Source organism: Cryobacterium arcticum, assembly GCF_003185895.1.
Lineage (GTDB): Bacteria > Actinomycetota > Actinomycetes > Actinomycetales > Microbacteriaceae > Cryobacterium > Cryobacterium arcticum.
The window spans coordinates 899121-921503 of the sequence record NZ_QHLY01000012.1 but is presented as its reverse complement, the minus strand read 5'-3'; the positions used below and the strand labels follow the sequence as shown (position 1 = coordinate 921503).

General features: G+C 68.5%; 21 protein-coding genes and 1 tRNA gene. 19 read left to right on the top strand and 3 right to left on the bottom strand.

Features of this window, described 5'->3' with window-relative positions:
• The first annotated feature begins 5 nt into the window (after positions 1–5).
• The 10 genes from proB (at position 6) to CTB96_RS13940 (ending at position 7801) form a co-directional block, all read left to right on the top strand.
• The gene (gene proB, locus CTB96_RS13985; RefSeq protein ID WP_110128495.1) at positions 6–806 is read left to right on the top strand and encodes a glutamate 5-kinase; all 801 of its coding nucleotides are present in this window, start codon (positions 6–8) and stop codon (positions 804–806) included.
• A gap of 4 nt (positions 807–810) precedes the next feature.
• Positions 811–2154: a glutamate-5-semialdehyde dehydrogenase gene (locus CTB96_RS13980; protein WP_110127464.1), complete on the top strand. Its 1344-nt coding sequence runs from the start codon at positions 811–813 to the stop codon at positions 2152–2154.
• A 136-nt stretch (positions 2155–2290) separates the two neighbouring features.
• Positions 2291–2497: a hypothetical protein gene (locus CTB96_RS13975; RefSeq protein WP_110127463.1), complete on the top strand. Its 207-nt coding sequence runs from the start codon at positions 2291–2293 to the stop codon at positions 2495–2497.
• A 7-nt stretch (positions 2498–2504) separates the two neighbouring features.
• Positions 2505–3104 carry a nicotinate-nucleotide adenylyltransferase gene (gene nadD / locus CTB96_RS13970; RefSeq protein ID WP_110128494.1) on the top strand — a complete coding sequence of 200 codons (600 nt, stop codon included), beginning with the start codon at positions 2505–2507 and terminating at the stop codon, positions 3102–3104.
• The gene (locus CTB96_RS13965; protein ID WP_146215822.1) at positions 3101–4144 is read left to right on the top strand and encodes a hypothetical protein; all 1044 of its coding nucleotides are present in this window, start codon (positions 3101–3103) and stop codon (positions 4142–4144) included. The genes nadD and CTB96_RS13965 overlap by 4 nt, the downstream gene beginning before the upstream one ends.
• 40 nt (positions 4145–4184) lie before the next feature.
• Positions 4185–4616 (top strand): ribosome silencing factor, encoded by a 432-nt coding sequence (gene rsfS, locus CTB96_RS13960; RefSeq protein ID WP_110127461.1) that lies wholly within the window; start codon positions 4185–4187, stop codon positions 4614–4616.
• Between the two features lie 73 nt (positions 4617–4689).
• Positions 4690–4762 (top strand) — tRNA-Ala (locus tag CTB96_RS13955).
• Between the two features lie 227 nt (positions 4763–4989).
• Positions 4990–5325 carry a FeoA family protein gene (locus CTB96_RS13950; RefSeq protein ID WP_110127460.1) on the top strand — a complete coding sequence of 112 codons (336 nt, stop codon included), beginning with the start codon at positions 4990–4992 and terminating at the stop codon, positions 5323–5325.
• A complete protein-coding gene (gene feoB, locus CTB96_RS13945; RefSeq protein ID WP_110127459.1) occupies positions 5325–7283 on the top strand; it encodes a ferrous iron transporter B in 1959 nt (652 codons plus the stop codon). The genes CTB96_RS13950 and feoB overlap by 1 nt, the downstream gene beginning before the upstream one ends.
• The gene (locus tag CTB96_RS13940) at positions 7280–7801 is read left to right on the top strand and encodes a NifU family protein (RefSeq protein ID WP_181397262.1); all 522 of its coding nucleotides are present in this window, start codon (positions 7280–7282) and stop codon (positions 7799–7801) included. Before feoB ends, CTB96_RS13940 begins: the two co-directional genes overlap by 4 nt.
• Positions 7802–7863: 62 nt before the next feature.
• Here the strand turns inward: CTB96_RS13940 and CTB96_RS13935 are convergent, their stop codons facing one another.
• Positions 7864–8634 carry a PspA/IM30 family protein gene (locus CTB96_RS13935; RefSeq protein ID WP_110127457.1) on the bottom strand — a complete coding sequence of 257 codons (771 nt, stop codon included), beginning with the start codon at positions 8632–8634 and terminating at the stop codon, positions 7864–7866.
• A complete protein-coding gene (locus CTB96_RS13930; protein WP_146215821.1) occupies positions 8631–9275 on the bottom strand; it encodes a hypothetical protein in 645 nt (214 codons plus the stop codon). The genes CTB96_RS13935 and CTB96_RS13930 overlap by 4 nt, the downstream gene beginning before the upstream one ends.
• Before the next feature lie 249 nt (positions 9276–9524).
• On the opposite strand from CTB96_RS13930, the gene CTB96_RS13925 reads away from it, so the two are divergent.
• The 3 genes from CTB96_RS13925 to CTB96_RS13915 all read left to right on the top strand — a co-directional run bounded on the left by CTB96_RS13925 (position 9525) and on the right by CTB96_RS13915 (position 10953).
• Entirely contained in the window at positions 9525–9875 is a 351-nt protein-coding gene (locus CTB96_RS13925) for a zinc ribbon domain-containing protein YjdM (protein WP_110127455.1), read from the top strand.
• An 81-nt stretch (positions 9876–9956) separates the two neighbouring features.
• Positions 9957–10469, top strand: a complete 513-nt coding sequence (locus CTB96_RS13920; RefSeq protein ID WP_110127454.1) for an SOUL family heme-binding protein — start codon at positions 9957–9959, stop codon at positions 10467–10469.
• Between the two features lie 79 nt (positions 10470–10548).
• Positions 10549–10953: a YchJ family protein gene (locus CTB96_RS13915; protein WP_427846506.1), complete on the top strand. Its 405-nt coding sequence runs from the start codon at positions 10549–10551 to the stop codon at positions 10951–10953.
• Between the two features lie 30 nt (positions 10954–10983).
• Here CTB96_RS13915 and CTB96_RS13910 read toward each other — a convergent pair whose 3' ends face one another.
• On the bottom strand, positions 10984–11442 hold the full coding sequence (locus CTB96_RS13910) for a hypothetical protein (RefSeq protein ID WP_110127453.1): 459 nt from the start codon (positions 11440–11442) through the stop codon (positions 10984–10986).
• Positions 11443–11539: 97 nt separating this feature from the next.
• Here CTB96_RS13910 and CTB96_RS13905 point away from each other — a divergent pair, with 97 nt between their 5' ends.
• The 6 genes from CTB96_RS13905 to treZ all read left to right on the top strand — a co-directional run bounded on the left by CTB96_RS13905 (position 11540) and on the right by treZ (position 22372).
• Complete coding sequence (locus tag CTB96_RS13905; RefSeq protein ID WP_110127452.1) at positions 11540–13225, top strand: ABC-F family ATP-binding cassette domain-containing protein; 1686 nt, start codon at positions 11540–11542, stop codon at positions 13223–13225.
• An 87-nt stretch (positions 13226–13312) separates the two neighbouring features.
• On the top strand, positions 13313–14773 hold the full coding sequence (locus tag CTB96_RS13900) for an FAD-binding oxidoreductase (protein WP_248283379.1): 1461 nt from the start codon (positions 13313–13315) through the stop codon (positions 14771–14773).
• A gap of 86 nt (positions 14774–14859) precedes the next feature.
• Positions 14860–15894, top strand: a complete 1035-nt coding sequence (locus CTB96_RS13895) for an LLM class flavin-dependent oxidoreductase (protein ID WP_110127451.1) — start codon at positions 14860–14862, stop codon at positions 15892–15894.
• A 106-nt stretch (positions 15895–16000) separates the two neighbouring features.
• Entirely contained in the window at positions 16001–18220 is a 2220-nt protein-coding gene (gene glgX / locus CTB96_RS13890; protein WP_110127450.1) for a glycogen debranching protein GlgX, read from the top strand.
• A 4-nt stretch (positions 18221–18224) separates the two neighbouring features.
• Positions 18225–20591: a malto-oligosyltrehalose synthase gene (gene treY, locus CTB96_RS13885; protein WP_110127449.1), complete on the top strand. Its 2367-nt coding sequence runs from the start codon at positions 18225–18227 to the stop codon at positions 20589–20591.
• A complete protein-coding gene (treZ, locus tag CTB96_RS13880) occupies positions 20588–22372 on the top strand; it encodes a malto-oligosyltrehalose trehalohydrolase (RefSeq protein ID WP_110127448.1) in 1785 nt (594 codons plus the stop codon). Before treY ends, treZ begins: the two co-directional genes overlap by 4 nt.
• The last annotated feature ends 11 nt before the right edge of the window (positions 22373–22383 follow it).

Here is a 22383-nt window from a genome sequence, read left to right as displayed (position 1 = left end):
GCCCGCTGGATCGCAGTGGCGTCGCCACGGCGGCCCGCATCGTGGTCAAGGTGGGGTCGTCGTCGATCAGCGGGGCGAACGTGGGCCAGATCGCTCCGCTCGTCGACGCGCTTGCCTCCGCACACGGTCGCGGTGCCGAGGTGGTGCTGGTGTCCTCCGGCGCCATCGCCACCGGCATGCCCTACCTGCAGCTCGACGAGCGCCCCACCGACCTGGCCACCCAGCAGGCTGCAGCCTCCGTCGGCCAGAACCTGTTGATCTTCCGCTACCAGGACAGCCTCGACCGGTACGACATCATCGCTGGCCAGGTGCTCCTGACCGCCGGTGACCTGGACAACGCGTCACCCCGCAGCAATGCGCAACGCGCCATGGAACGCCTGCTGGGGCTGCGCATCCTGCCGATCGTGAACGAGAACGACACCGTCGCCACGCACGAGATCCGATTCGGTGACAACGACAGGCTCGCCGCCCTGGTCGCCACCCTGGTCAAGGCCGACCTGCTGGTGCTGCTCAGCGACGTGGACGCCCTGTACACGAAGCCGCCGCACCTGCCGGGAGCAGAACCCATCGATCAGGTCAGCTTCGGTGACACCCTGCCCGGGGTCGAATTCGGCTCCTCCCTCTCGGGCGTGGGAACCGGGGGCGCCGGTACCAAGGTCTCGGCCGCTCGCATCGCCGCTGAGGCCGGAACGGCCGTGCTGGTGACCTCGACGGCCCTCGTCGCCGAAGCACTCAGGGGCGACCACGTCGGCACCTGGTTCGAGCCGGCCGCCCCGGCCCGAGCGGTCCGTTCTGCCCTAAACTAGGGAAATGTCAGAGACTCTTTCCGCCTCCACGCGTCCTGCAGCCCGGGTAGAGGGATCCGTTCCGGTCGCTCCGGTAGTGCGTGGCCTGAGCGTCGACGAGGCCTCTGCCTTCACCGACCTGTTGGTCGCGAGCCGAACCGCATCGCTGACGTTGGCGGCGGCTCCCACCCAGGTGAAGAACAGCGCCCTGCGCGGTATCGCCCAGGCGCTCCGTGACAATGTGACCGAGATCGTCGCCGCGAACACGCTCGACCTCGACGCCGGCCGCGCCGCCGGCCTGAGCGCCGGATTGCTCGACCGGCTGACCCTCGACGAGGCCCGCATCCGCTCGCTCGCCGACGCCGTGGAAGACATCGAGCAGCTCACCGACCCCGTCGGCCAGGTCGTGCGGGGGAGCAGCCTGCCCAACGGCGTCAAGATCAGCCAGGTGCGGGTGCCGTTCGGTGTGGTCGGCGTGATCTACGAAGCCCGGCCCAATGTGACCGTCGACATCGCAGCCCTTGCGCTCAAGAGCGGCAACGCCAGCGTTCTCCGCGGGGGCACAGCGGCAGAAAACTCCAACCGGGTGCTGGTCGGGCTGATCCAGGGGGCACTCGTCGCTGCCGGACTGCCGGCCGAGTCCGTGCAGACCATCGATCCGTTCGGCCGGGCGGGTGCGACCCAGTTGATGCAGGCCCGCGGACACGTCGATGTGCTGATCCCACGCGGCAGCGCCGGCCTGATCCAGGCCGTGGTCACGGAATCGAAGGTGCCGGTGATCGAGACCGGTGCCGGGGTGGTGCACATCTTCCTCGACGACTCCGCCAACGCATCCTGGGCCTCCGACATCGTGCACAACGCCAAGGTGCAGCGTCCGAGCGTGTGCAACGCCGTCGAGACCGTCCTCGTGCACGAGGCCGCTGCCGTCAGGCTTCTGCCCGGCGTGCTGGCCAAGCTTGCGGAATCCGGCGTGACCATTCACGGGGATGCCGCGGTGCGGGAGATCTACCCCGCGGCGGTTCCGGCCACCGAGGAGGACTGGGCCACCGAGTACATGAGCCTGGACCTGGCCGTGCGGGTGGTCACGGATCTCGACGACGCCATCGCGCACATCCGCCACTACTCCACCGGCCATACCGAAGCCATCATCACCAACGACATCGTCAACGCCGAACGATTCCTCAACGAGGTCGACTCGGCGGCGGTGATGGTGAACGCCTCCACCCGCTTCACCGACGGTGGCGAATTCGGCTTCGGCGCCGAGGTCGGCATCTCCACCCAGAAGTTGCACGCCAGGGGGCCGATGGGGCTGCCTGAGCTCACCAGCACCAAATGGATCGTGCGCGGAACCGGCCAGGTCCGGGCCTGATTCGTCAGCCGGCAGATTCGGTGACCGAGCGCCGCTGTTCTCCCCGGATCGTCAGAAGACCCCCGCTAGACTGGTCGCGGCACCGCGCGTACCGCAAGCGCCGTGTGTTGTGCCCCCTTTTCTGAACGGAGATTCCATGTTGTTCCTGACCGCTGTCCTTGCCGAGGTCGAGCACACCGAGCTGCCGATACCCACCTGGACCTATGGAATGATCGCCCTGATCGTCTTCGCCGCGCTGGGCTTCGTCGTCTGGAGCTTCCGGGATGTGGCCAACCGCCACAGCGCCAAGGCGAACGCCTACGCCGCAGCCCACGGTGGCGCGGCCAGCCACGGCGGCCACTGACACTCGGCTGACCGTGACTCGGCACCACCCCCGCATCGGCGTGATGGGCGGCACTTTCGACCCCATTCACCACGGGCACCTGGTTGCGGCAAGCGAAGTCGCGCAGAGTTTCGACCTCGACGAGGTCATCTTCGTGCCGACCGGCCAGCCCTGGCAGAAGGCCGGCGTGACCGTCGCAGAGCACCGCTATCTGATGACCGTGATCGCCACCGCCTCCAACCCGCGTTTCACCGTGAGCCGGGTCGACATCGACCGCACCGGACCCACCTTCACCATCGACACCCTGCGAGACCTCCACGCCGAGCGCCCGGATGCCGAGCTGTTCTTCATCACCGGTGCCGATGCCATCACCCAGATCCTCGGCTGGAAAGACGTGGCCGAGCTCTGGAAGCTGGCGCACTTCGTGGCTGTGAGTCGCCCGGGACACGACCTGAGCATTTCAGGATTGCCTAACCAGGACGTAAGCTTGTTGGAGGTTCCGGCTCTGGCCATTTCGTCCACCGACTGCCGGGCACGTGTGAACCGGGGTTTCCCGGTCTGGTACTTGGTTCCCGACGGGGTTGTCCAGTACATCTCAAAGCACCATCTGTATCGGAGTGTGGCATGACGTTGGGTAATAGCCCGCAGCCACTGACGCGACGACAGTTGCGCGAGTTGGCACGGGAACAGGAACCGGTCTCGGCCGATGCTGCTTCTGCCGCCGACGCCGCTCCCGCTCCGCTTGACGAGCAGCACCACCACTCCCGGCACACCTCGCCGGTCGCCGAGAGCCCCGCCGAGAGCACAGCCAAGCCCATCGTCGAGAGCACGGCGGAGCCTGTCCCCGTGCGCCCCGCCGAGCCGCAGCGCGCCGCGGAGACCCCTCGGGCGGCACAACCGCAGCGCGCGGCACCGCCCGCCCCGCTGCCGATTCCGGAGCCGCATCCCGACATCGACCTCGGTCGCACCCTCACCCGCCGGGAATTGCGCGCGCTGCAAGCCGCCGCTTCCGCCAGTGTGGGCGAGAACGAGACCAACGACGACACCGCCGGGCAGTCTGTTCCTGGGGTCGTGCCTGCCGCGCCGGCGCCTCGAGCCTCGAACACCGGCGAGGCGGCTGCAGCCGAACCCGCCCCCGTCGACACGGGCTCCACAGGTCTGAACCCGCCCCTCGGGCACTGGTCAGTGGACAACGACGACGATGGCCACATCCAGCAGATCGGTCGTCGTGACGACCAGACCTTCGATGACCTGGTCGGTCGAGGCGTCGGTGCCGGGGGAATTCCCACCACCACGAACGCACTGATCCTCCCCGCCATCCCGCGTCAGGGAACCGCGGGCCCGATCACCAGCACCGGCGAGATCATGATCACCGGTTCCATCGACCTTCCTCGCAGCCTCGGCGCGACCGGCCAGCTTCCGAACCTCTTCGATTCCTCGGAGATGGACCGAATGCTGGACCAACTCGACGAGGGCGGCCACCACAACGATGTGGCCCCGGTGAGCGCCAGCCGCGCCGTGAGCACCCATACCTCCACCCGGGGCGTGATGACGCCGCCGCGAAAGCGTGGCGCATCCCTGCCGACAGTGCTGGCCATCACGGCTGCTGTGCTGGCGATCGGCGTTCTGTCGCTGTTCGTCATCGGTTACGCCTTCAACATCTACTAATGCCATCCATTTCGCTTTTACTAACTCAGGGATTCAATCGATGACCGCTTCTGCCCACGCTCTCGAGCTCCTCAAGGTGGCTGCCGCCGCCGCCGACTCGAAAGCGGGGGAGGATCTCGTTGCCATCGACGTCTCCAACCCGTTGCCGTTGGCCGACATCTTCCTCATTGTCACGGGACGCTCCGAACGCAACGTCGTCGCCATCGCCGGCGAAATCGAAGACAAGCTGATCGAGGCCGGTCATAAGCCGCTGCGCCGCGAAGGCCGCGCCGAAGGCCGGTGGGTCCTGGTGGACTTCGGTGACCTCGTCGTGCACGTTTTCCATGAAGAAGAACGTGTCTACTACTCACTCGAACGCCTGTGGAAGGACTGCCCGGTGATCCCCATCGAGCTGGCCAGCGCGCGTGCCGCTGCCGAGCCCACCGGCGACGCCGGAATCGAATCTGCGGTGGAAATTGATGCCCAGGACTAGCGTTTGGTTCGCGAGCACTCAAAACATGTAGTAACCTAATGAAGTTGTTTCGGAGGAATTCGAAACAAAGTCTGGGTCCGTGGCGCAGCTGGTAGCGCACCTGCATGGCATGCAGGGGGTCAGGGGTTCGAATCCCCTCGGATCCACCGAAGTGAAGTAAAACCCCCGATGACAATCGTCATCGGGGGTTTTTTCTGTCCGCATCCGGAGCGTCGGCGAAATCATTTCCAGGAATTTTTCTGCGCACGTGAACGCTCCGCGGCGACCTGGCGATTGCACATCTGTGCGACTGAACAAAGGTAAGGCAACCCTAATCTCTCCTACGCTGAGGGAGGGTCGCCGACCGGCGGCCACAGAGACCAGAATCCTGGGGATGCCGATGACAACCGTGCACAGCAGCAACGAAAGTGCCGCCAGGCCAGGCTCCGCCGGTACCCTCACCCTGGACCAGTTGGAGGTCGGACGTCTCGGCCGTGTTCTGGCCGTCGGCGCCGAGGTCGGTGACCTCGGCCGGCGGCTCGCCGACCGGCTCGGAGCCCTCGGGGTGCTGCCGGGCACCTCCATCCGCCCGTTGCGCCGAGCGCCGCTCGGCGACCCGTCGGTGTACCGGGTCTGCGATTTCGACCTCTGCCTGCGCGACGCCCAGGCAGCCCTGGTCACGGTCGAACTCGACCCACCGGTGATGACCGAAGCAGGCGCAGCCTCGTGATGGAGTCCTGCCACAGCGGCGGCACAACGTCAGTTGCCTCCGACGCCGCCCGGATCGTGCTGGTCGGCAGCCCGAACGCCGGCAAGACGAGCATTTTCAACCGGCTCACCGGCCTGAACGCGAGGACCGGCAATTACCCCGGCGTGACGGTCGCACGATCCACCGGGCTCCTGACCGTCGATGCCCAGCGTTTCGCGGTGGAAGACCTGCCGGGAACGTACGGGCTCAGTCCGATCAGCCCGGACGAGCAGGTCGTCGTGAGCGCCCTGAGCGGTGACCTGCCCGGAATCGGCAGTCCCGACGCGCTTGTGCTGGTCGTCGATGCCACCGCCCTCAGGCGGTCTCTGCATCTGGTTGCCGAGGTTCTCGCGCTGCACCAGCCCACGCTGATCGCACTCACGCTCACCGATGAACTCGGCGCGCGCGGCGGCACGCTCGACAGCGCCGCGCTGGGGCGGGCACTGGGCGTGCCCGTCGTCGGAGTCATCGCGCACCGGGGCCTCGGCATAGCGGAGCTGCGCAGCGCCCTGACGAGCTGGCGCGAGTGGTCCCGGCCGGTGCTGGATGCTCCGGCCGACGCGGCCGAACTGGCTTCGTGGGTGGATTCGGTGCTCCTCACGGCCCGGTACCAGCCGGCCGGGCCCGACAGGCGCACCGCACGCATCGATGCCGTTCTGCTGCACCCGGTCTGGGGCACGCTGGTCTTCGCCGCAGTGATGGTGGCCTTCTTCGAGGTGATCTTCGCGTTCGCCGCCCCTCTGCAAAGCCTGGTCGAGGTGCTGTTCGCCGGCCTGGCAGATCTGGTCGAGCGGGTCGTCACCTGGCCGTGGCTCGCGGGGCTCCTCGGCGACGCCGTGCTCGGCGGAGTCGGCGGGGTCGTGATCTTCCTCCCGCAGATCCTGCTGATGTTCCTGCTGGTCTCCCTGCTGGAAGGCATCGGCTACATGTCCAGGGCGGCTTTCCTGATGGACCGGGTCATGGGTGCCGCCGGACTCGAGGGTCGCGCCTTCGTCGCACTGCTCTCGTCGTTCGCCTGCGCGGTGCCTGGAATCATGGCCACCCGCACCCTGCCCTCGGCGAAGGACCGCATCGCCACGATGATGGCCGCCCCGCTGATGACCTGCTCGGCCCGGTTGCCGGTCTACATTCTGCTGATCGGTCTGTTGGTGAGCCCGGAGGAGAGGTTCGGCCCGCTGCAGGTGCAGGGGCTGGTCATGTTCGGCCTGTACCTGCTCGGCGCCGTCTCGGCCATGGTCGCCGCCTGGATCGTCAAGGCTGTCCAGGACAGGGACGGCCTGCTGATGCCGTTCTACATGGAGATGCCGCCCTACCGGATTCCGACCCTACGGTCCATTGCCCTGTCGATGTGGGGGTCGGCCGCGGCGTTCCTGCGGAAGTGCGGCAGCATTATCCTGGTCACCACGATCCTGCTCTGGCTGTTGCTCAACCTGCCGCTCCACACCGATGCGGAACTCCGCGCCGCCGGACTCGATCCCGCCGACGACGGCGCCGTGTCGGCATACGTGCTCGACACGAATGCGGCGGGCGCGATCGGCCGGGCCGTAGAACCCGTCTTCGACCCGCTCGGTTTCGACTGGCGCGTCAACGTCGGGGTGCTCGCCTCGCTGTCGGCCCGGGAGGCCTTTGTGGCCACGCTCGGCCAGATCGCATCCGCCACCGACCCTGACAACCCCGCTGACGCGTTGGCGGCCATGACCTACACGGATGGCGCCCACGAGGGTGAACCCGTCTTCAGCGCTCCCACCGTGGCCGCGCTGCTGGTCTTCTTCGTCTATGCGTTGCAGTGCATGTCGACGGTCGGGGTGATGCGGCGCGAAACCGGCAGCTGGCGATGGCCGCTGATCGCATTCGGCTACATGTTCGCGCTGGCATGGCTCGGCGCCTGGCTGGCCCACGGCGCGGTGCTGCTCGCCTCGGCCGCCGGCGCCACACCGTGATCCCGACCCACCCGGAGGCGGTTGCCGGCGAACCGCACAGCCTGCGCTGGATCCTTCCCGCGGGAATCCTCCCGGAGGGAGACGTGCTCGCCGTTCCGGGCGCGCTCGGCGCGCTGCTGGCCGCGGGAACCGTGCAGTGGATGCGGGTCGACCACGCCGGCCTGGTCATCGCCCTGGGTCAGGGGGCGACCTGGCCAGGTCAGGGCGCCGCCGTCCGCGCGGCCCTGCACTCCGCCCTGAACCAGGCCGGGACATGGACTCTGGGTGAGGGGCCGGACCGGTCAACCGACGCCAGGCTGCTCGCTGCGACCGAGGCCGTGCTGGCCGGCAGGGCCGGAGATTTCATCCGCTCCCATGGCGGTTCGGTCGCAGTCGTCTCCGCTCGTGACGGAGTGGCCACGGTGCGGCTCCGCGGCGCTTGCGCGGGGTGCCCCGCGGTGAGCCTCACCCTGCAGGCCAGGGTGGAACGCGACCTGCGCGAGGCGTACCCGGAGTTACGGGCCGTGCGCGCCGCCTGAACGCCTCGCGGTGTTCCGGACTGCGGTGTCCCCGCTGAGCAGGGAGCGCGGCCCGCACGTCACTACTGCGCCGGCCCCCGCCCGATTCCCAGCCAGGCGTCCGGGTTGCGGCCCTGGCTGCGCCCACCACCGGCGGATGCGCCCGCATCCTTCATCGCCTGCAGCTTACGTTCGACATCCGCCGCGATCGCGCCCGACGAGAGTTGCCGTTCCAGGTCGGCGTCCGGCGCCGCGGTGAGGTCGTTGAGGGCGCCGGTGGCAAGCAGCTCGTCCGTGGCGGCGGCCCGCGCCTGCATCTGGGCCACCCGGTCCTTGGCCCGGTCCAGGTTGGCGCCGACGTCGTTCATCTGCGAGCCGATGCCGGCCGCAGCCTCGTTGGCCTTCACCTGTGCCTGGGAGGCGGCGTAACTCGCCTTGATGGTCTCCTTCTCGGTGCGGAACATGGCAACGCGTTCGGCGAGCCGCCTCTCGTTGTCCTGCAACCGGGCCTGCTGCTGCTGCAACACCGTGTACTGGTCACGAATCGAGGCGACCTGGTTCTCCAGCAGGGCGCGCCGCTCCAGCGCGGTCCGGGCCAGGTCCTCCCGGCCCTGCGCAAGAGCCTCCCCGGCCTGATCGGCCAGCCGCTGATGGCGGGCACCCATCTCCTGACCCTGCAATTCGATCCTCTTCTTGGCCGTGGCCACCTCGGCCAGCCCCTGCCGCACCTGTTGCAGCATCAGCACCAGCTGTTCGTAGCTGTCATCCAGTGCCTCCCGCGGGTCTTCGAGCCGATCGAGGGCGTGAGAAGTCTTGCTGCGAAAGATGACACGCAACCGCGATGCAAAGGTCATGATCGGTCCCCCCTGGTCAGTTTCTCCATCGACAGCGAACGCTGCGAGTTGTGGTCGCCGCGAAGGCGGGTGTCGTCGTGGCCGGGATGGTCAAGGCCGTTCAGGAGGTGCAGTTCCCGCACGCCGGCCGCGAGTGCGATGATTTCCCGGTCGGTGTCCGCGTACAACGCGGACAGGTTGTCGTCGGTGCGGTCGCCGAGCCCGGCCGCGACCGCGGCGCGCACGCGGCGCACGAGCCCCTCCACCTGGTCGACCCGACGGGTGGCCGCCGGAATCGCCTCGGCGAGGACCACCGCGTCCCGCTCGCTCTCGAGCAGGTGCAGTTGGGTTTCCAGGGCGACGCCCTCATCCACGATGCGGCGGAACAGCCGGCGCAACTCCCCGCGCAGGGTGTCCGCTCGGCCGGCGAGGTCGATCGCGGCCTGGCCGCTGTCGAGGGTCTCGCTCAGCCGTAATCGTTGCTTGAGCACCTCGCGTTGCGGACCGACCGTGACCCTGGCGCGGGCGCGCAGGGTGGCGGCGTTGACGGTCCGGCTGCGGCGCACCCGGCCGACGACCAGCCTGGTGATCACCACGACCGTGCCGATGGAGATGAGGGTGATGGCCCCCAGTGCGAGGAAGACCTCAATCAGCAGACTCACCGCGACCACCCGGCCCGGTCGGGGAGCAGCGCACAATTCGGGTGGAGATTCGGGTCCATGGGTCCGCCTTCGACAAGCAGCTTCGGTGGGTACGCCTCGTAGCCGACGCGCGGCAACGACACGATCTACCGGCCAAAGTACGCTTATTCGGCGGCTGTGGCGACGAAATTGACGGCATTCTCAGGTCTGGTCTGAGCCCGGCGACGGCCGAGCGTTTTCGGGCGGGCGCCCACGCCATACGATGGGGAGGTGAACGAGACCCTGCCAGCCTGCCCCGAATGCTCCAGCGACATGACCTATGAGATGGGGTCGCTGCTGGTCTGCCCGCTGTGCGGTCACGAATGGGCGCCTGTGGCCGCCGACTCCGATGAGCCTGCTGCCGCGGCCGTGATCACCGACGCGTTCGGCACCCCGCTGGCCGACGGTGATTCGATCACCATCGTCAAGGGACTCAAGGTCAAGGGCGGTTCCAACGTGATCAAGGTCGGCACCAAGGTGCGCGACATCCGGCTGCGCCAGGGTGTCGGCGACCACGATATCGAAGCCAGGATCGAGGGTGTCACCACCCAGCTGAAGTCCAGCGTGGTCAAAAAGGCCTGATTCCTCCAGTGAGCCGGGCCAGACCCTGCCACCGGCGACCGAAGGCCTGTCGGCATCCGGCACCGGGATTACACTCCAGGCATGACGCAGGAACACGGCTATACCGTCGTGCGGGCCTTTCCCGGTTTCGACGTGCGTCGCTACCCGCCGGCTGTGCTGCTTCAGGTACAGGTCAGCGGGGACTTCCGTCACGCCGCGCGGCGCGGCGCCGGGGCGTTGTTCCGGTATCTCGGCGGTGACAACCTGGCGGCCCGCACGCTCCTGCCGGCCAGCCCGGTGCTGCAGGAACAGGCCGGGGAATCCACCCACCTGGTCAGTATGATCCTGCCCGCCACAGACCCCGCTGAGGTGCCAGCGCCGACCGATGCGACGCTGATGCTGAAGCCGATGCCGGCCCACGAGGCCGCCGCCCTGCGTTTTCCCGGCGGATGGAGCACATCTCGGTTCACCGCGCACGGCCGGGAACTGCTGGCCGCCGTGAATTCGCACGGGTTGGAAGCACTCGGCGCCGTGTACTTCGCCCGGTTCGACCCGTTCTGGTCACCCCGCCTCCGGACTCTCAACGAGGCGCTGGTGCGGGTGACGTCAGCCTGAGGCGATCGGCCGCCGCCCACTGACCGATAATGGCTGGGTGCCAGATTCCGACGCCACAGACCCAGGTCCCGTCGAGCCCATCGCCGGCCGTGCTCCGCAGGGTCCTTCCGGGCTGGCCTGTCCGTGCCTGAGCGGCAACGGCTATGCCGACTGCTGCGGCCGGCTGCACCGAGGAGAGTCGCGGGCGGTGACCGCCGAGAAGCTCATGCGCTCTCGGTACGCCGCGTTCGCCGTCGGCGACGACGCCTATCTGCTGCGCACCTGGCATCCGGCGACCCGGCCGGACACTCTCGAGCTCGACCCGACAGTGCGGTGGTTGAGGCTGGACATCGAACGGACGGTGCGCGGTGGGATGCTCGACGACACCGGGCTCGTCGAATTCACGGCCTTCTACCGCCACGACGGTGTGCGTGGGTCGCAGCACGAGGCCAGCCGGTTCGAGAAGGTCGCGGGCTCCTGGCTGTACCTCGACGCGATGGACTGACCCCGCCCCGGCTGACCCGGCCGGCTGCTCCTAGGTGAGGAACAGGGCGGCCAGGAGAGCCAGGTAGACCACTACGAAGATGGCGGGCGTGACGATACGCACGACCCCGAGCCAAGGCGCGGACGCGATGATGCGCCGGCTCAGCGCTGTGGGCTCGTCGAGCTCGCGGAGATCGTCGATGATCGCGAGCCCCTCAGCGGCGCAGGCGATCTGGGCGATGGCGCCGAGGATGCCTGAGGCGAGCAGCACACCGGCGGCGGCCAGCCGCACGCTCAGCGGGGTGTCGCCCAGGCCGAGGGCGGTGAAACCGACCACGGCGGTCAGCAGGAATGTGGGTGCGAGCTGGGACACGATGATGTGCCAGCGCGCTGTTACCCAGAGGGTGATCAGTTCGGTCTCCGGCATGATGCCTCCATCCTGGGGCAGCAGGATGCCGCCCGGGTTCTGGATATTGTTGCTCGATTCGCCTCCTGCGGGGGAGTTGATCACGACAGGAGACGCGACGAACGCACGCTCCCGGGCAGCCTGCCCGCCACAGCGAACCGAGCATTCACGGAAGCTTCGTGCAAGCTGCGAAACTAGGGGGATGACCGCAACTCTCGTCGCCAAGGGCCTGGCCGGTGGCTACGCGCACCGTACGCTGTTCGATTCCCTCGACCTCACCGTCGCGCCCGGCGACGTCGTGGGCGTCGTCGGGGTGAACGGGGCCGGCAAGTCCACCCTGCTCACCCTGCTGGCCGGGCTAGCCGAACCCCAGGCCGGCACGGTCTCGATGTCACCGTCAGACGCCTTCGTCGGCTGGCTGCCCCAGGAACACGAACGGCTCCCCGGCGAGACCGTCACCGGCTACATCGCCCGGCGCACCGGCTGCGCTGAGGCGACACGTCAGATGGATGCGGCCGCTGCGGCGCTGGCGGAACCCGCCCAACCCGGAGCGGCAGACCCCAATGATGTGTACTCCGCCGCCCTGGACCGGTGGCTGGCCAGCGGCGCGGCCGACCTCGACGACCGGCTGCCCGGCGTCCTGTTCGACCTCGGCCTCACCCTGGAGACCGACGTGGCCGCCGATGCGCTGATGACGTCGCTCTCCGGCGGACAGGCCGCCCGGGTCGGGCTCGCCGCACTGCTGCTGTCGAGGTTCGACATCGTGCTGCTCGACGAACCCACCAACGATCTCGACCTCGACGGGCTCGACCGCCTCGAGGCCTTCGTCACCGGTCTCCGCGGTGGTGTCGTGCTCGTCAGCCACGACCGCGAATTCCTGGCCAGGTCGGTCACCCGGGTGCTCGAGCTCGACCTCGCCCAGGGAGCCAACCGGGTCTTCGGCGGCGGGTACGACTCCTACCTCGAGGAACGGGAGACGACCAGGCGGCACAAGCGCGCCGCGTACGACGAGTTCGCCGACAAGAAGGCCGACCTGGTCGGTCGGGCGCGCACCCAACGGGAGTGGTCGAGCCAGGGTGTGCGCAATGCCATGAAGAAGTCACCCGACAACGACAAGATCCGCCGCAAGGCTGCCGCCGAATCCAGTGAGAAGCAGGCGCAGAAGGTGCGCCAGATGGAGAGCCGGATCGCGCGGCTCGACGAGGTGGACGAGCCGCGCAAGGAGTGGCAACTCGAATTCACCATCGGATCAGCACCGCGGTCGAGCACCGTGGTGTCCACCCTGAACGAGGCCGTGCTGCGCCAGGGGGACTTTGTCCTGGGACCCGTCTCGCTACAGGTGAACGCTGGAGAACGCATCGGTATCACCGGGCCGAACGGTGCGGGCAAGACCACCCTGCTGCGGGCATTGCTGGGCAGGCAGGCGCCGGACTCCGGCACGGCGAGTATCGGCGCCAGCGTGCAGATCGGGGAGATCGACCAGGCCAGGGCCAGCGTCACCGGGGGAGCGACCCTGGTGGAGATCTTCGAGTCCAGGCTGCCCGACCTCGCAGCCGGCGAGATCCGCACCCTGCTGGCCAAGTTCTCGCTCGCCGCCGATCACGTCAACCGGCCGGCAGACGACCTCTCACCCGGTGAGCGCACCCGGGCGGGCCTCGCCCTGCTGCAGGCCACCGGCGTCAACCTGCTCGTGCTGGATGAACCCACCAACCACCTCGACCTGGCCGCCATCGAACAGCTCGAACACGCCCTCGAGTCCTACACCGGCACCCTGTTGCTGGTCACGCATGACCGGCGGATGCTCGCCACCGTGCGCCTCGACCGGCACTGGAGAGTGGCGGCGGGCCGGGTCACCGAGTCCCTGACGGGCGTTGCCATCGAACACTGATGGTGCTGTCATGGTCGCTGACGGCGCCGAGGCAGGAGGCAGGCCGGCGCCGGTAGCGAGACGCCGACCCGAGCGGAGGACACCCCGATGAATGCCAACCACGACACCCGCACCGGCATAGACGCCCACACCAGCACGGACGCCCACACCAGCACAATGCTCTCGCGCCTGCGCGCTGCCATTGCCGGCGAGGTGATCGATGCCACGGATGAGCGTTATGACGACGCCAGGCGGGTCTGGAACGGCATGATCGACCGACGGCCGATCGCCGTCGTGCGGGCCGGGTCGACCGCCGACATCGCGCCGACACTCGCGCTGGCGTCGCAGCAGAGCCTGCCCCTGGCCATCCGCGGCGGCGGCCACAACGTGGCCGGGAACGGCACCGTGGACGACGGCCTGGTGTTGGACCTATCGGGGCTCGTTGCCGTGGCGGTCGACCCCGGCGCCGGCCGGGTCAGGGTGCAGGCCGGCGCCACCCTCGCCCAGGTGGACAGGGCCACCGAACCGTTCAACCTGGCCGTGCCGGTCGGAGTCGTGTCGAACACCGGAATCGCCGGCCTCACCCTCGGCGGCGGCGTGGGTTGGTTGACGAGGGCGCACGGCCTCACCGTCGACAATCTGATCTCGGCCGAGGTCGTCACGGTGGGTGGTGAGACGGTGCGGGCCAGCGAGTCGGTCAACCCCGACCTGTTCTGGGGGCTGCGAGGCGGGGGAGGGAACTTCGGCGTCGTCACCGAGTTCACCTTCCGGGCGCATCCGCTGCCCAGCAGGCCGTTCACGGCGAACTTCATCTACCGGGCCCCACTGTGGGAGACGGCCCTGACCGCATACGAGCGCTGGACCAGGGACCTGCCCGACGCCATGACCTCTGTGCTCACCTTCACGGTGCCGCCGCCCAGCATGGGGCTCGGCTCTGATCCGCTCATCCTGCTCGGCTTCGCCTGGGCCGGCGACGACACCGACCGGGCAGAGCAGCTCGTCGACGACCTCCGGCGGGCCGCGCCGCCGTCCATGGAGGCCTCGGAACGGGTGAGCTGGTCGGCCTGGCAATCCGGGGTCGACGGCCTGTTCCCCAAAGGAGCGCGCGGGTACTGGCGCAACACCTCGTTCGACCGGCTGGATGCCCAAGTGATCGCCGCCCTGATGCGCCGGGGCGCCGAGCAAACCTGGATCGGCACCGGCTTCGACATCCATCACCTCGGCGGCGCCTTCGGGCGGGTACCGGAGGAGGACACCCCATTCCCCAGCCGCTCGGCCAGGTTCTGGCTGAACATCTACGGATTCTGGGCCGAACCGGCCGACGATCTCGCCCGGATGGCGTTCATCCGCGAGTTCGGCGCAGAGGTCGAACCCCTCGGCACCGGTGGCCGGTATGTGAACTTTCTGGGCGAGGAGCAGGGCGCAGATCCGGTGCGGCAGGCCGAGCAGGTGTACGGCGCGGCCAAGCTGGAACGACTGGCGCTGCTCAAGCGCGAGTACGACCCGCAGAATCTGCTGCGCCGCAACCACAACATCCTTCCCGCTGTCGCCACCGGCGACACCGACTGAGACCGCGGTCGGAATAGACGACGACCGACGCAGGTTGGGCCCTAGTATGCGTATGCATGCAAACTGAACTGAAGGGCGCACCACACATGGCACCGACACTGGAACTGGGTCTCGACACGTTCGGCGACGTCACCTACGCCGCGGATGGCAGCCTGCTCAGCCAGGCCCAAACCCTGCGCAACGTCGTCGCCGAAGGCATACTCGCCGACCAGGTGGGCTTGAGCTTCTTCGGCATCGGCGAGCACCACCGGGAGGACTTCGCCGTCTCGGCTCCCGAAGTCGTCCTGGCTGCGATCGCCGGCCAGACCAGCACCATCAAGCTCGGCTCCGCGGTCACGGTGCTCAGCTCCGACGACCCCGTGCGGGTGTTCCAAAGGTTCGCGACCCTCGACGCGGTCTCCAACGGCCGGGCGGAGGTCATCCTCGGTCGTGGCTCGTTCACCGAGTCCTTCCCGCTCTTCGGCCTGGAACTCAGCGATTACGAACAGCTCTTCGAGGAGAAGCTCGAATTGTTCACCGAACTGCTCAAGGAACAGCCGGTTACCTGGTCCGGCAGCACGCGCGGATCGTTGACCGACCAGCGGGTCTTCCCACCCACGGAGTCCGGCTCCATCCGGACCTGGATCGGCGTGGGCGGCAGCCCGCAGTCGGTGGTGCGCGCGGCGCACTACGGACTGCCGTTGATGCTGGCCATCATCGGCGGTGAGCCGCTGGCATTCGCCCAATTCGTGGACCTGTACCACCGGGCGCTCGACCAGTTCGGCCGCCAGGCGCTTCCGATCGGCGAGCACTCGCCCGGGTACATTGCGGCCACCGATGAGCAGGCTCGCGAGGAGATGTGGCCGCACTACCGGGCCATGCAGGACCGGATCGGCCGCGAGCGCGGCTGGGGCCCGGCGACCAAGGCCCGGTTCGAGCAGGATGCCGGTCCGGACGGCGCGCTGTTCGTGGGCTCTCCGCAGACCGTCGCGACAAAAATCGCGAAGATGGCGACGGGACTCGAACTCTCCCGGTTCGACCTCAAGTACAGCCTGGGCACCCTGTCGCACGAAAAGCTGATGACCAGCATCGAGCTCTACGGCACCGAAGTGGCGCCCCTCGTACACGAACTCATGGCCTGAGCGGCAAATCCGTCCTCCCGGACGGGGTAGCGTGAACGGGTGGGCCTGGCTCAGGCAACCGCCCACACTCAACCCGTTCGCTCTTTTTCTTCCTCGAGGAGTCTCCTTGGAAACCTGGCCCGGATCTGCCTACCCGCTCGGCGCGACCTATGACGGCAGCGGCACCAACTTCGCCCTCTTCAGTGAGGCCGCCGAACGGGTGGAGCTCTGCCTGTTCGACGAGAACGGAGCGGAGACGCCCGTCGAGGTCCGTGAGTCCAGCGCGTTCGTCTGGCACGTCTACCTGCCGGAGGTGCAGCCCGGCCAGCGCTACGGCTACCGCGTGCACGGCGAGTACAACCCCAGTGAGGGCAAACGGGCCAACCCGAACAAACTGCTACTCGACCCATACGCCAAGGCCACCTGCGGTGTCATGGATTGGGACCAGGCACTGTTCTCCTACAACTTTGGCGACCCCGATTCCCGCAACGACGAGGACTCCGCCCCGCACATGATGCTCGGTGTGGTCGTGAACCCCTTCTTCGACTGGACCGGCGACCGGTCACCGCGCACGCCATATAGCCAGTCGGTCATCTACGAGGCCCATGTGAAGGGCCTGACCGAGCTGCTTCCGGACGTGCCGGAATCCCAGCGGGGGACGTACGCGGCCGTCGCGCATCCCACCGTGATCGAGCACCTGCAGAAACTCGGCGTCACCGCGATCGAGCTGATGCCGGTGCACCAGTTCGTCAACGACTCGACCCTGCAGGACCAGGGCCTGAACAACTACTGGGGCTACAACACCATCGGCTTTTTCGCGCCGCACAACGCGTATTCCTCCAGCGGTGACCTCGGCCAGCAGGTGCAGGAGTTCAAGGGCATGGTGAAGAACCTGCACGCCGCCGGCATCGAGGTTATCCTCGACGTGGTCTACAACCACACCGCGGAGGGCAACCACCTGGGCCCGACCATTTCGTTCAAGGGCATCGACAACGCCGCGTATTACCGGTTGATGGATGACGACGGCCGCTACTACATGGACTACACCGGCACCGGAAACACCCTGAATGTCCGCCACCCGCACTCCCTCCAGCTCATCATGGACTCGCTGCGGTATTGGGCCATCGAGATGCACGTCGACGGCTTCCGCTTCGACCTGGCCAGCGCTCTCGCCCGCGACCTATACGACGTCGACAAGCTCTCCACGTTCTTCGAACTCGTGCAGCAGGACCCGATCGTCTCCCAGGTCAAGCTGATCGCCGAGCCGTGGGACGTGGGCCCCGGCGGGTACCAGGTCGGTAACTTCCCGCCGCAGTGGACGGAGTGGAACGGCAAGTACCGCGACACCGTGCGCGACTTCTGGCGCGGAGAGCCCTCGACGCTCGGCGAATTCGCCTCCCGCATCTCCGGCTCGGCCGACCTCTACGAGCACTCCGGTCGCCGCCCGGTCGCGTCGATCAACTTCGTCACCGCCCACGACGGCTTCACCCTCAACGACCTGGTCTCGTATAACGAGAAGCACAACGACGCCAACGGTGAGGACAACAACGACGGCGAGAGCCACAACCGGTCCTGGAACGGCGGCGTCGAGGGTCCCACCGACGACGACGCCATCCGCACCCTGCGCGGGCGTCAGCAGCGCAACTTCATCGCGACCATGCTGCTCTCCCAGGGCGTTCCGATGATCCTGCACGGCGACGAACTCGGTCGCACCCAGCAGGGCAACAACAACACCTACGCCCAGGACTCCGAGCTGAGCTGGATCCACTGGGACGAAGCCGACCAGCCCCTGATCGAGTTCACGGCCGCCGTAGTGCGGCTGCGCAAGGAACACCCCACCTTCCGGCGCAGCCGCTTCTTCGACGGCCACCCGGGTAATCGCGGCGAAGGCGACCCGCTGGCCGACATCGTCTGGCTGAACACCGACGGTGAAGAGATGCGGGCCGAGGAGTGGGACGAAAGCCGCTCCCGCACCGTCGCCATGTTCCTCAACGGCCAAGGCATCCGCGAACGCGACTCCCGCGGCCGGGATGTCACCGACGTCAACTTCATCCTGCTCTTCAACGCGGATGGCGAGGACGTCGAGTTCACGCTGCCCAGCGAGGAATACTCACCGGCCTGGGAGATCGTGATCGACACCGGGGGAGAGGGCGCGGACTCTCTGCCCCGCCCCGCCGGCGCGATTCACACCGTGAAGGGCCGCTCCCTCGTGGTGCTCCGGGAGTACCACGAGCCGGAAGTGGCGCCGGATCACTCCGTCGCGGCCTCCCTGGCCAGCCACCCGTCGCCGCCGACCGCTACGATCACTCTGCCCGTGGTGTCCGACCCCTACGCCGCCAAGGAGTAGCCCGGTGCGCATCCCCGCCTCGACCTATCGCCTGCAGATCACTTCCGCCTTCGACCTGGACGAGGCAGCCGCCGTGCTCGACTACGTCAGTGAGCTCGGCGCGGACTGGATCTATCTGTCACCGCTGCTCACCGCCGAAACCGGCTCGGATCACGGCTACGACGTCGTCGACCACGGCAGCGTCGATCCCGCCCGCGGCGGCCCCGATGCCCTCAAGCGTTTGTCGGAGCGGGTGGCCGCTGCCGGCCGCGGCATCCTGGTGGACATCGTGCCCAACCACATGGGCGTGAACACGCCACACACGAACGCCTGGTGGTGGGACCTGCTGCAGACCGGGCAGGGTTCCCGCTACGCCGAGGCGTTCGACGTGGACTGGCCGGCCGGCGACGGACGGCTGCTGCTGCCCGTGCTCGGCGACGGTGACACCGAACTCGACCAGCTCAGCGTGGTCGGCGACGAGCTGCGCTACTACGACAACCGGTTCCCCCTCGCCCCGGGCACCGCGAGCGACGGAGCCTCCGCTCGGGTCGTACACGACCGGCAGCACTACCAGCTGGTGAACTGGCGGCGAGCGGATGCCTCCCTCAACTACCGCCGCTTCTTCGCCGTGAACACCCTCGCCGGGGTGCGCGTGGAGGTGCCCTGGGTGTTCGACGAATCCCACCGCGAGATCCTGCGCTGGGTGCACACCGGACAGGTACAGGGCCTGCGGGTGGACCACCCCGACGGCCTGGCCGACCCGGGCGGATACCTCGACCGGCTCAGCGCCGCCATGGGCGGGGGATACCTCCTGGTCGAGAAGATCCTGGAGGGCCAGGAACAACTGCCCAGCAACTGGGCCACCGACGGCACCACCGGCTATGACGCCCTCAACGACTTCGACCGCGTGCTCGTCGACCCGGCCGGTCAGGACCGGTTGGACGCCCTGGAGGCGACCCTGCAGGCCGAGCGCCGCCCATCGGGCACCCCGGCAGAGCCGGTCTCCTGGACCGAGCTGGTCTACACCGGCAAACGCGCCATCGCCGACGGCATCCTGCAGAGCGAGGTGCGCCGGCTGGCACGCCTGCTGCCCGAGGTGGCTGACACGCCGGAGCGCACGGCCGTCGTGTGGGACGCCCTCGCCGAACTGATCGCCTGGTTCCCGGTCTACCGTTCCTACCTGCCGGTGGGCCGCCACGAACTCGACACCGCAGTGCGGCTGGCCCGGCAGCGCCGCCCCGACCTCGATGCCACCCTCACCGCGCTGCTGCCCTCCCTCAGCGACCCCGCGCATCCCGCCGCGGTGCGCTTCCAGCAGACCTCGGGAATGGTCATGGCCAAGGGGGTCGAGGACACCGCCTACTACCGGTACAGCCGGCTCACCTCCCTTAACGAGGTCGGCGCAGACCCGAGCGAATTCGCCGTGTCCGTCGACGAGTTCCACCATCGCCAGCAGACCCGGCTGGCGGTCGCTCCGGGCTCCCAGACGACCCTCTCCACCCACGACACCAAACGCGGCGAAGACGTGCGTGCCCGCATCTCGGTCCTCGCGGAGATTCCCGACGAGTGGGCGGCCGTGCTGCAGGAGTTGCGCGCCCTCGCCCCGCTCGGTGACGCCCCGTTCGAGAACCTGCTCTGGCAGGCCATCGTCGGCTCCTGGCCCGCCGCGACCGACCGCCTGATCGGCTACGCCGAGAAAGCCTCCCGCGAAGCCAACCTCTCCACCACCTGGACCGCGCCGAATGACGAGTTCGAGAACGCCATGCGCGCCCTCGTGCGGTCCCTGGCGGAACCGGGACCGCTGGCCGACACCGTGACGGGCATCGTCGACCGGGTGAAGCGGGCCGGCTGGAGCAACTCGCTCTCGCTCAAGCTCATTCAGCTCACCGCGCCCGGCGTTCCCGACGTCTACCAGGGCAGTGAACTCTGGGAGACCTCCCTCGTCGACCCCGACAACCGCCGCCCGGTGGACTACGGCGTGCGCCGCGACCTCCTGGCCCGGATCACCGGCGGTTGGCTACCGCCCATCGACGACACCGGCGCGGCCAAGCTCCTGGTCACCACCAGGGCCCTGCGCCTGCGCCGGGACCGGCCGGAGCTGTTCCGGCGGCACGCACCGGTCGAGGCCTTCGGCGCGGCCGCCGGGCACGTGGTCGCGTTCGACCGCGGCGGAGCGGTGACGCTGGCCAGCCGGCTGCCGGTCGGCCTCGCCCGCACCGGCTGGGCGGACACCACCGTGATGCTCGCCGGGCACCGTTGGCAGGATGTGCTCACCGGAGCCCGCTTCGACGGCGGCCAGGTGCTCGTCGCCGAGCTGTTGGCGACGTACCCGGTGGCCCTGCTCGTTCCGATCGACACCGACCCCACACTCGCCGAGGAGACCGCACCATGAGCACCGACGTCACGCCAGACGCCCCCGTCGCAGTCTGGGCACCGAACGCCGACACCGTCCTGCTGGCTACGGGGAACGACGAACTGGCCATGAGCCGCGATGAGGCCGGCTGGTGGCATGGCACCCTCCCCGCCGACGACGCCGGCGAGGGAACCGACTACGGCTTCCTCGTCGACGGGTCAGGCCCGTACCCCGACCCGCGCTCCCGTCGCCAGCCGCACGGCGTGCACGAGCTCTCCCGCACCTTCGACCCCGGCGCGCACACCTGGCGCGACGGCGACTGGACGGGACGCCAGCTGGCCGGGGGCAGCATCTACGAACTGCACATCGGCACGTTCACCCCGGAGGGCACCCTCGACGCCGCCGCCGGCCGCCTCGACCACCTGGTGGAGCTCGGGGTGGACTTCGTTGAAATCCTTCCGGTGAACGGGTTCAACGGCACCCACAATTGGGGCTACGACGGTGTGCTCTGGTACACCGTGCACGAAGGCTACGGCGGCCCCGCCGCGTATCAGCGCTTTGTCGATGCGTGCCACGCCGCGGGCATCGGCGTGATCCAGGACGTCGTGCACAACCACCTCGGGCCCAGCGGCAACTACCTGCCCGTCTACGGTCCGTACCTCAGCGACGCAGAGGGCAACACCTGGGGCGCCTCGGTCAACCTCGATGGGGCTGACTCCGGCGAGGTGCGTCGGTACATCATCGACAGCGCCCTGATGTGGCTGCGCGACTACCATGTCGACGGCCTGCGCCTGGACGCCGTGCACGCCCTCAAGGACTCCTCTGCCGTGCACCTGCTCGAGGAACTCGGCACCGAGGTCGCCGTGCTCAGCGCCCACGTCGGCCGGCCGTTGTCCCTGATCGCCGAATCCGACCTCAACGACCCCAAACTCATCACCCCGCGCGAGGCGAACGGGTACGGGCTCGACGCGCAGTGGAGTGACGACTTCCACCACGCCGTGCACGTGGCACTCACCGGCGAGACCGTCGGCTACTACGCCGACTTCGCCCCGTTGGGCGCGCTGGCCAAGGTGCTCACCCGGGGCTTCTTCCACGACGGCACCTTCTCCAGCTTTCGCGGCCGCCTCCACGGCCGTCCGATCGACACCGAGAAGATGCCTGCCTGGCGTCTCGTGGTGGCGTCGCAGAACCACGACCAGATCGGCAACCGGGCCATCGGTGACAGGCTCAGCGCGCACCTCGACACGGGGCAACTCGGCATCGCCGCCGCGTTGACGTTGCTCGGCCCGTTCACCCCGATGCTGTTCATGGGCGAGGAATGGGGCGCACGCACACCGTGGCAGTTCTTCACCTCCCACCCGGAACCCGAGCTCGGCCGGGCCACCGCGGAGGGCCGGATCGGGGAGTTCGCCCGGATGGGCTGGGACCCCTCCGTCGTGCCCGACCCGCAGGACCCCGCCACTTTCAGCCGGTCCACGCTCGACTGGTCCGAACTCCAGCGACCGGATGCTGGCCGGCTCCTGGCGCTCTACCGCGATCTGGCCGGGCTACGCCGGCGTTTCTCCGACCTCACCGACCCGCGGCTCGGCCGGGTGTCGGTGGACTTCGACGAAGCCGACGGCTGGCTCCGGTTCGGCCGGGGCGCGATCGACATCGTGATCAACCTGTCCACCAGCGGCCGCTGGGTGCCCACAGTGGACGGCTCTGTGCTGCTGGCCTTCGCGAACAACGCCGATGCCGCGCCGGAGCCGGGCGCCGGGCGGGTGTTGGTCGCGCCGCACTCGGTGACGGTGCTGGGCGCGGACAGCGTCTCAGACTGAGCACCACCGAC

Excerpts from the sequence above, each read along its gene's own strand:
- CTB96_RS13980 (WP_110127464.1), top strand. The coding sequence starts at position 811 with ATGTCAGAGACTCTTTCCGCCTCCACGCGTCCTGCAGCCCGGGTAGAG.
- CTB96_RS13975 (WP_110127463.1), top strand. The coding sequence starts at position 2,291 with ATGTTGTTCCTGACCGCTGTCCTTGCCGAGGTCGAGCACACCGAGCTG.
- CTB96_RS13965 (WP_146215822.1), top strand. The coding sequence starts at position 3,101 with ATGACGTTGGGTAATAGCCCGCAGCCACTGACGCGACGACAGTTGCGC.
- rsfS (WP_110127461.1), top strand. The coding sequence starts at position 4,185 with ATGACCGCTTCTGCCCACGCTCTCGAGCTCCTCAAGGTGGCTGCCGCC.
- CTB96_RS13950 (WP_110127460.1), top strand. The coding sequence starts at position 4,990 with ATGCCGATGACAACCGTGCACAGCAGCAACGAAAGTGCCGCCAGGCCA.
- feoB (WP_110127459.1), top strand. The coding sequence starts at position 5,325 with ATGGAGTCCTGCCACAGCGGCGGCACAACGTCAGTTGCCTCCGACGCC.
- CTB96_RS13935 (WP_110127457.1), bottom strand. The coding sequence starts at position 8,634 with ATGACCTTTGCATCGCGGTTGCGTGTCATCTTTCGCAGCAAGACTTCT.
- CTB96_RS13920 (WP_110127454.1), top strand. The coding sequence starts at position 9,957 with ATGACGCAGGAACACGGCTATACCGTCGTGCGGGCCTTTCCCGGTTTC.
- CTB96_RS13905 (WP_110127452.1), top strand. The coding sequence starts at position 11,540 with ATGACCGCAACTCTCGTCGCCAAGGGCCTGGCCGGTGGCTACGCGCAC.
- CTB96_RS13900 (WP_248283379.1), top strand. The coding sequence starts at position 13,313 with ATGAATGCCAACCACGACACCCGCACCGGCATAGACGCCCACACCAGC.
- CTB96_RS13895 (WP_110127451.1), top strand. The coding sequence starts at position 14,860 with ATGGCACCGACACTGGAACTGGGTCTCGACACGTTCGGCGACGTCACC.
- treZ (WP_110127448.1), top strand. The coding sequence starts at position 20,588 with ATGAGCACCGACGTCACGCCAGACGCCCCCGTCGCAGTCTGGGCACCG.